8 protein-coding genes, 1 tRNA gene and 1 pseudogene are annotated in these 8380 nt (G+C 39.3%); 4 read left to right on the top strand and 6 right to left on the bottom strand.

The genetic code is table 11. The features are described from left to right. Positions 1-25 precede the first annotated feature (25 nt). From dut (ACFIMP_RS04950) to ACFIMP_RS04940, 3 genes and pseudogenes are all read right to left on the bottom strand, one after another. Positions 26-495 (bottom strand): annotated as a pseudogene (gene dut, locus ACFIMP_RS04950) (dUTP diphosphatase); the annotation flags it as partial. Positions 496-683: 188 nt separating this feature from the next. Beyond that, positions 684-1214, bottom strand: a complete 531-nt coding sequence (gene dut, locus ACFIMP_RS04945) for a dUTP diphosphatase (protein ID WP_375621587.1) — start codon at positions 1212-1214, stop codon at positions 684-686. A gap of 259 nt (positions 1215-1473) precedes the next feature. After that, positions 1474-2283: a VIT1/CCC1 transporter family protein gene (locus ACFIMP_RS04940; protein ID WP_375611594.1), complete on the bottom strand. Its 810-nt coding sequence runs from the start codon at positions 2281-2283 to the stop codon at positions 1474-1476. Positions 2284-3354: 1071 nt separating this feature from the next. Here ACFIMP_RS04940 and ACFIMP_RS04935 point away from each other — a divergent pair. Together ACFIMP_RS04935 and ACFIMP_RS04930 are read left to right on the top strand one after the other, a co-directional pair. Then, positions 3355-4023 carry a hypothetical protein gene (locus ACFIMP_RS04935; RefSeq protein WP_375686091.1) on the top strand — a complete coding sequence of 223 codons (669 nt, stop codon included), beginning with the start codon at positions 3355-3357 and terminating at the stop codon, positions 4021-4023. 271 nt (positions 4024-4294) lie between these two features. Beyond that, positions 4295-4495, top strand: coding sequence for a hypothetical protein (locus tag ACFIMP_RS04930; RefSeq protein ID WP_375631973.1), 201 nt, complete (start codon positions 4295-4297; stop codon positions 4493-4495). A gap of 1093 nt (positions 4496-5588) precedes the next feature. Here the strand turns inward: ACFIMP_RS04930 and ACFIMP_RS04925 are convergent. Then, positions 5589-6113, bottom strand: coding sequence for a type II toxin-antitoxin system PemK/MazF family toxin (locus tag ACFIMP_RS04925; RefSeq protein WP_375613249.1), 525 nt, complete (start codon positions 6111-6113; stop codon positions 5589-5591). 164 nt (positions 6114-6277) lie between these two features. Here ACFIMP_RS04925 and ACFIMP_RS04920 point away from each other — a divergent pair, with 164 nt between their 5' ends. Further along, positions 6278-6412 carry a hypothetical protein gene (locus tag ACFIMP_RS04920; RefSeq protein WP_375686090.1) on the top strand — a complete coding sequence of 45 codons (135 nt, stop codon included), beginning with the start codon at positions 6278-6280 and terminating at the stop codon, positions 6410-6412. On the opposite strand, the gene ACFIMP_RS04915 is transcribed toward ACFIMP_RS04920, so the two are convergent. Then, positions 6409-6981, bottom strand: coding sequence for a disulfide bond formation protein B (locus ACFIMP_RS04915; protein ID WP_375686089.1), 573 nt, complete (start codon positions 6979-6981; stop codon positions 6409-6411). The two genes, ACFIMP_RS04920 and ACFIMP_RS04915, sit on opposite strands and share 4 nt — an antisense overlap. A 12-nt stretch (positions 6982-6993) precedes the next feature. Then, complete coding sequence (locus ACFIMP_RS04910; protein WP_375679922.1) at positions 6994-7599, bottom strand: YqaA family protein; 606 nt, start codon at positions 7597-7599, stop codon at positions 6994-6996. A 221-nt stretch (positions 7600-7820) separates the two neighbouring features. Here ACFIMP_RS04910 and ACFIMP_RS04905 point away from each other — a divergent pair. Next, positions 7821-7905: transfer RNA gene (locus tag ACFIMP_RS04905), tRNA-Leu, on the top strand. Positions 7906-8380 lie beyond the last annotated feature (475 nt).

Genomic DNA, 8380 nt, shown 5'->3' with positions numbered 1-8380 from the left:
GAGAGGAGCGATTTTTCAGAGCTTCTTAAGTGTGTCCCGTTGAACCAAAACCTCCTGTTCCACGGCTCTCGTTATGGCTTTGGGTATTTTACTCTGGTTCAATGGCGCAAACATTAACTTGGGATACAGGGGCGATGACTGTTTGGGCAATGGCGCGCATGCCCCGTTTAAATGGAAAAGTCTTCTTGTCCTAAATTGATTAAGAAGGAGTTTGACTTCACTTCCGGATAGTCACACCCAATCGTTCTTGGAGTGTTGAGGCATGTGATGCCCGTGTTTTAAGGCTAAGCCAGAGCGTGGACGGATGCGTGCTTCAAACCCAAGAGATAAATGAAAAATGAGACCTGTTGGAATAAGTGCCCGCTGCCCAGAGGCAAGAACAAGCGTTTCTTCTTTACCAATTGCTGCTTGTAAATCCAAGACCGCAGAATCAGCCGTTGTGTAGTGAGGAAGCTTTCTTGTCCCAAGTGCAAGATGCTGAACGGATAAAGTCAAGGGGGGTGTGAAGATTGAGAAGAGACAGGAGAAGAGTAAGGATACTTGTTTAGAGGGGCGTTTAGTGAAAAAACTTTGAAAGCAAATGCGCACTCTTCTGCACTTTAAAAGCTCAAGGGACTTCTAGTGAAAGAGTGGTTGGAATAAGTATGTGTGTTATTTTGAGAGGAGCGATTTTTCAGAGCTTCTTAAGTGTGTCCCGTTGAACCAAAACCTCCTGTTCCACGGCTCTCGTTATGGTTTTGGGTACTTTGCTCTGGTTCAATGGCGCAAACATTGACTTGGGATACGGGAGCGATGACTGTTTGGGCAATGCGCATGCCTCGTTGGATGGAAAAGTCTTCTTGTCCTAAATTGATAAGAAGGACTTTGACCTCACCACGGTAGTCACTATCAATCGTTCCTGGAGTGTTGAGGCATGTGATGCCGTGTTTTAAGGCTAAGCCAGAGCGTGGACGTATTTGTGCTTCAAACCCAAGAGATAAATGAAAAATGAGACCTGTTGGAATAAGCGCCCGCTGCCCAGGGGCAAGAACAAGCGTTTCTTCTTCTCCAATTGCTGCCCGTAGATCAAGACCCGCAGAACCCGCTGTCGCGTAGCAAGGAAGTTCTAAACCTTGTCCGTGTGCAAGACGCTGAACAAATAAAGTCTGGGCATGTGAAGATTGAGAAGAGACAGGATGATTGTTTAGAGAGGCGTTGGTTTCAGTGTGCGACATGATCGAGGCATTTCCAAAATATGAGGTCTAGAAGAAAATGATACTTTAACAAAAGATATCTATAAAACCAAGTCGATAAAGGTGTGTGGATATAGGTTGTCCCCAGAGCTTGCTTATCATCTCTTACTGACCTAAAATATTCCACAACACCACCTAACATCATCAAAGGCATTTTTCAATAATGGCATCATCAAGGATGGCTTATGCCTAGGGGCATGCGCTTATTTGAGATCTAAATTGTGGTTACAGATAAGATTTTTTAGATACTACCGATAAGAATACCCGTGGCAAAAACCAGAGCTCCCCCAATGATGACCTGTAAAGAAGCGCGCCAAAAGGGAGTTGACATGAATTTGTTCTGAATCCAGACGATGGCGCCTAGTTCGAAAAAAACAATGATAAAAGCAATAATTGTCGCTACATAAAAAGAGTTGATCAAATAGGGAAGAGTATGGCCTAATCCTCCTAATGTGGTCATAATGCCGCTGGCAAGGCCTCTTTTTAATGGCGAACCACGTCCTGATAATTTGCCGTCATCATGGGCTGCTTCTGTGAAACCCATCGAAAGTCCCGCACCAATTGAAGCTGAGAGTCCTATCAAAAAAGTTTGATGCGTGTCTCCCGTGGCAAAAGCTGCGGCAAAAATGGGGGCAAGGGTGGAAACAGAGCCATCCATTAACCCTGCTAGACCTGGTTGAATCCAAGTCAAAAGTGTTTGTCTTTGCGTTTTCGAAGGTTTTTTTATGGTGTGATTTGCCGCTGTTGTTTTTTGGGAGGGATGGCGGTTCTTGCCTTTCACAAGAGAAGTTTTGTCACATAATGAACCGATAGTGTTTGCACGATTATGGCAAGAAAGGCACAAAAGTTGCTTATAATTTTTAAGCTCTTGAAGCCCCATGGCGGTAAAAACCGCGGCTTCCTTAGAGGAATAAGGTTCTAGAGCTTTTGCATATTTTAAATAGAGCGCCGCATGTTGCTCTTTTAATTTGAGCGCTTTAAGTATCACGTTTTGTGCTGAACGAAAGGACAGAGCTTTACGTTGTACAAATGAAAAAAACGATCTCAACATTTTCTGTTCCTCTGCACTTTAGAATAATTCTAAAACATAAGAAAAATAAACCGAAAGTCAATCTAAAAGTTCAAAACTGAAAAATTGCAAAAAGGTTGCACTGAGAAAAAAGGTGATGGGATGCTGAGAAAGTACAAGGAGATTTATCAAATGGAGACGACAGGGGCGCATGAAAGAAATGATTACGTGAAAAAATTTAAGAGACAATGTGCTTTATTTTGCTAAAGGGGCGTTTGAATGGAGCATTTCAATGTATTGATGCTCGAGAATATAGGAAAGGAATAAGCTAGCATCATCATTCATTTTATGCGTTCAAAAGACTGTAACAGCTCTTAGAATTTGAAATGATTCTTTTAAAGGAGATCTTTATTCAAGGGATAAAAGCCCATTTCGCGAGGGGGCCTCGTGAAGAGTATAGAAGGGTAGAGCAGCAAAATTTCCATGAAATAATATAAACTCCATTGAGTCTTCTTAATCTTTACGCTTCATAAAAGAGCAAGCTTGCATCATCATACACCTTAGCTCCCAGTGTTGCGACAGTCTTTAGCACTGTTCATTATAGGCATGACATTTTATTGTACAGTTTTACGCCACTCATTCTGCTTGTGGAGGTGTAAGACAGTATTCTTATGATATTTACGCGCATTTTAGCGTTGTTACAGCTTTTGCATTTAGGTGGATTTGTTAGCGTGTAACGAATTATCTTTTGTGCTGTAATTGCAGGGACAGATAAAGGTGGGAGTGCATAAATGACAGAGATATTATCATATCAAATTGTTTGATCACGCATAAAAATTTATGCTTTATGAAGGGGCATTTGTCGCCTTGTAACTTGCCTGATATCTTGTATGAAAGCCCAAAATTCAGTAAAATTCTCTCACTTCAAAACTTCTTATCTTAAATCAATTCAAATCATTTTCTTGTGTATCACAAGGAGGAGTGTGGGTGCTGTGTTTTTATTTAAAGTATGGGATGAATTGAAATGTGAGAAGTGCATAATCTCTACGCGTTAACAAACGTTTTTGATGTTTTTAAAAAAGAGCGAAATTGTGCAGAAAAAAGAGGAACTCTATGGACATTGATGATAGTTTAGAATGGTTTTTGGGTTTGCACAAACTAACAATACCGCAGGCAGCGCTTTTAATAGTTGGATTAAATCCAGGAAAGTATTTGTTTGTCAACAAATTAGAACCAGAAAAAAGTGATATTTACGAAGATAACCTTTCCGTATCATCAGAGAAAACTGCTAATTTCCGTGCAGCCTATCATGCTATCGTTCAAGCGGGAAAAAGCAATCGATTAGAGATAGAATGGTCGTACTATAATTTTTCGGATTTTATAGATGCAGATTCCTCATATGTTCGCGTTGATGATTTAAAAGAATGGCTTTCGTCGCGTGGTCTACGTCCTGCGTTTTTTTTTCCTGAGGATGATTCTGCTGAGACTAAGGATCAGAAATATTATGCGTTTCAAGATCCAACGCATCCACGTTATGCTCCAAAGCTTGCTGCTATTGTTGCGGCATGGGAAGCGGTGAGTGAGGCTGAGGGTGGTAAAACTGTTAAAGGAACGCTTATAAAGTGGCTTAGTGAACATGCCGTTCAGTACAAGTTGGTGGATGATAATAATTTACCAAGAGAGAAGCTCATTGAGGAATTAGCGGCTGTTGCGAATTGGGAACCTACCGGAGGGGCTCCTAAGACACCTGCCAGCTCTCTTTTATCAAAAGAAAAAAAATAAAAAGATCACTAAAATTGTGCTGCTTTTTTTGATAATTTTGAAGGTAATCTCTTTTTCTGGGGGAGATTTTTACTTTTCTTCCCTAGATTATAAGTAATTGTTTTTCAATAAAAATAATTTTTATAATGTTCCTCTGACTGTTCAGGCGGGGGAAAATAGACATTTTGGGCAGTAAAATTTACCCTGTAGTTTTCGTAACTTACCTCTCTATTTTTGTTTGATTTTTTGGGGCACTTTTAAAATCCATTATAAATTGAAATGAGAATGCAACATGAGAAAAATATTTTCTTTTTTTACGGTGCGTGGAAGTGCAAAAAATCCTCAAGTCAATGCACCGATATTGGAGCAGCCTGTTGCCGATGAGGTGGTACATAAATCGTTTAGAGTAGGTGTATTGTCGTGTTGGTTAAAGTTTGAACTTACCCTTGTTATGGAAAAGGTCAAAGCTGAGCGTCATGTGCGCTCTCCATAAAGAAATCTTGTCATCTATGAGCGAATGAGGATTTCTCTTGAAAAATTTGCACAATAGTAAAACTCGTTAGCAAAACCCGTTCTTTGGCGTAACAAAAAGGATGTCATAAATGATTATCTCATCATAAATATGCTTTAAGAATAACCCTTGCGTGGCGAAAGTCTATGGCGTAGTCTCTATAGACTTTTGTTCCGTGTGTGGTGATTAATGCTCTTGTTTATCTCTTGTCAATGCAAGTGCCCATGAAAGTGATGGGTGTCTATTGCTTCATTGTGATGCTTGGTTGTTCATGTTTAGAAACGACAAGTGTATTAAATGCGATAGGGTTGATAGAAAGGAGAACGTATCCTGTAAAAATAGGTGTGTCTTTAAAATAAAGCTGATAAACGAAATTATTTTTTTATCTACCTTTTGTATAATGAGAAAAAGGTATTCAAAGTGCAAGCATAAGCAATTTAGCAGTAAATCCCAAAATAGCTTAATATATCGTTTCTAGGAGAAGAGGAAGAAAGTCTATCTGCAAAAGCTATGTTAGCTCGTGTGACCGGTGAAATAATGTGGTTAGGGCAATAAACAATTGTTATTGGTGAAGAGATAGAAATCGGTTGGGTGTTGATTTCTGGTTTATTAGAGAATTTTCTTTGTTATTTTGTCAAATACGATCGTTTGAGGTGTGGTCATATAAAGCGAAGCTTTTTTTCAATCTTGGAAAGATATTCCCATTGCGGAAAATCATATAAAGTTTAAGCAACGGCAGCACGATTTTTTGTGCAATGAAATGATAAGTATGTACAATATCTCGGTAATCTCCATGGGAAACTTTACCGGATCCAAGGTGTGGATATTGTCTTCTGCTTACCCCAAATCGCAGATATTTCAAAACAACAACGGTGGAGCAAAACAACAACGGTGGAGAATGAATGTTGGATATGTTCTAGGGAAGGTTGCAAAAAATGGCAGTTTTCAAAAAAATACCAAAAATGACGAAAGGAGCGGTTTCCCACTCCTTCGTTCCTATCTCCCCTTGCGGGGAAGCGGCCACCATTACTGATGCCGTGTATGCTGATATAGGTACACTTATTTTTCTCAAAAGTCAATAGTGTAAATGCGGTAAATATTTGAGCATCAGAGCTACAACTTTATGAAAATCTTCGCAGGATAACCTTGGAACGGTACGTGAGCAACTTAAACGACTTACAGAAACTGTTGTGACATAATTGCAGATAATCCATGCTTTTTTATTCTCTATGGGAGATTGTATTGGATACGCAGCGGGATTATTGGGTTGTGATTTCGTTGAAAAAGGTAAAACTGTCACATTTCCATATAATTTTGCATTCTTAGAAAGCACTAAAACAGGCCGCTTTTTCCAAAATTCAGGGAGTATCGAATCATGAGGAAAATCACACCAAAAAACTTGTCTGATGCGTGGTGCCGATTTGATTCGTGGTTTTATATGAGGTGGTTTTTCGTAAGGCGCATTTAAATCCCTTTCTTTTATATGCTCACGCCATGCATTATGATCATGTTCCATCATAACACATGGTTCTTCAAGTTTGGTTATATCTAAGGAAATAGGTGATAGGGTAGAAGGCTCTGTGTTCTTATCTTCAGCCATAGCAGACCATTTATATTTATTGGTCCCCTCACTTATTATTTTACGGCTTTTCTATCACGAGTTTTTATCAAAATGTTGCTTATAAGTACAGAGAGGTGAAACCATAAAATGGATGTATCTGCTTATTTTTGTCTTTTGAGTACAACGCTAGAGGAGGGATGTTGGTGACTCGTTGGTGTGGGTGGGTTGGTTTGGCGGTGGGTGGTTTTGGGTGGGGATTGGTGACTGGAGGGTTGTTGGTAGGGGAAAGCGATTGGAGAGAACGAGTGCACGCGGTTTCGTTTCTATTTTATGGTTAGAGTTTTTTATGGACTGAAAGAATTCCTTTTGAAGCGATATAGAAGCTTATAAGGGAGAAAAATAGGCTTGAGACGACATTCCAACCGGCAAATGAGAGAAAAAGAAAGCGTGCGGATGCTTCAGAACAAGAAGGGGGATGAATGTTGTTTAATTGGCTGAGCAGCTGGTTAATGTCTGAGGTTTTTCTGACTGCGCTTAAACCACAACTGAGGGGAGCAGCCCAAAAGCCATATTCAACACCCGCATGATAAACGGCTAAAACAAGGCTGATGCACATTAAGACAAAAACACAAAAAAATAAAAGTTGTATCCAAGCAGTTATGCGAAAAAAACATGCTCCAAAACCTGCTAAGAGCAAAAATGGTATGGCTCCATAATAAGGAAAACGCTCTATGAGACATAAATCGCAAGGAAGATATCCTCCGAAATATTCAAAACCAAGGGCAATCCCTATTGTGGCAGACAAGCAAAAAGCGAGAAAAAAAGCCCATAAACTTTGTTCTTTTCTGCTGGGTTCAAGATGAAGGTGTTTGTGTAAAAGTGGGTGAGAAGACAAAACGCATGCCATTAAGTCTATTCCTTATAAAAGCTTCTTGTTTAAAAAAGCTATGAAAATCCCATAAATTAAAAGGAGGCTAACACAACCAATGAGAACAATCCATTTGAAATGCTGTACTAGAAAATTCATTGCTTTTTGTCCAAAATGTTTAATCAGCCACGCGAGAAGATAAAAACGAGCGCCTCTAGAAAAAATACAAATAAGCATGAAAAGTTCAAGACGCACACTCATAACACCGGCCAAAATTGTGACAATCTTGATGGGGGGAAGATGAAAAAAACCTGATGTTATCAGTAAAATGATTAGAAATTGCAGGGTTGCACTATTTTTCAGAGATTCAAAACTTTCAACCTTACCATAAATTTCTAAAATGGGTTTGGCAAGGGTATCATAGGCAAAATGTCCGATAAACCAACCGGCAATGCCTCCTAATACAGAACAGATTGTCGCAATCAAAGCATAGCGATAAACCCGTTTTTGATGGATAAGAAGCATCGGAATATATAAAACATCTATGGGAATTGGAAAAACAGAACTTTCAATAAAGGCAATGAAACCAAGCCAGTGTGGTGCTGTACGCCGATTTGCTAAAGAAATCGTCCAAAGCTTTAATTTGTTTAATATCATGAGGCTTTTATAAGTTTAAGAGGTAAAGACTTTACAAATGAGATTGCTATAAATCCGGTAGAGAAATCCAATAAAGAAAGTATTTCATAAAATAGATAAGAAAATGATATGAATTCTTAAAAAATGAGAAGTCTTCTGTTGACGAATCTGTTCTTCTTCATATAGTGCAAAGGAATAATCGACAAGTCTGTCTTTTATAGTCCTGTCTTTTATAGCAGTGTGCGGGTGTGGTGGAACTGGTAGACGCGCCAGACTCAAAATCTGGTTCCGAGAGGAGTGTCGGTTCGAGTCCGACCACCCGCACCACTTCATAAATATTTCCCTTGATCCTGTTATGGCGCATCGCTTTGATTTATAAAACATGGGGGGTATAAAACATGGGGGGATTTATAAAACATAGGGGGATTTATAAAACATGGGATTTATAGACCGTGTTCAATGTTTTGCATGTTGAATGAAAAACCTCGAATACCGTAGGATTCTCTCATTTCAAGTCTGCTTATAGTAAATCAACCAAAATCATGTCGCTCGTACGTTACAAGCTAGATGAGCTCTCGCGTGGAGTGAAATTTTACAAAAAATGAATAAAAATGCCTCTTATGCCGTTTCAAGGGCATCATTGGAGGTAAAGTGTATGATGGATGGTGCCAGCTTGCACTTTTATGAAGTGTAGAGATGGTGCTCTATAGATTTTATATTCTTGTAGGTGCTGTCGTAAAATGGGCTTGAGGGTTTTGAGAGCTGTTTCTTTAAAACACGCATGTGAATTGGCAATCCAAGT

The organism is Bartonella sp. AP65SXKL (assembly GCF_042195725.1).
Classification (GTDB): domain Bacteria; phylum Pseudomonadota; class Alphaproteobacteria; order Rhizobiales; family Rhizobiaceae; genus Bartonella.
The sequence above is the reverse complement of the archived record's forward strand: the minus strand, read 5'-3'. Positions and strand labels throughout refer to the sequence as shown.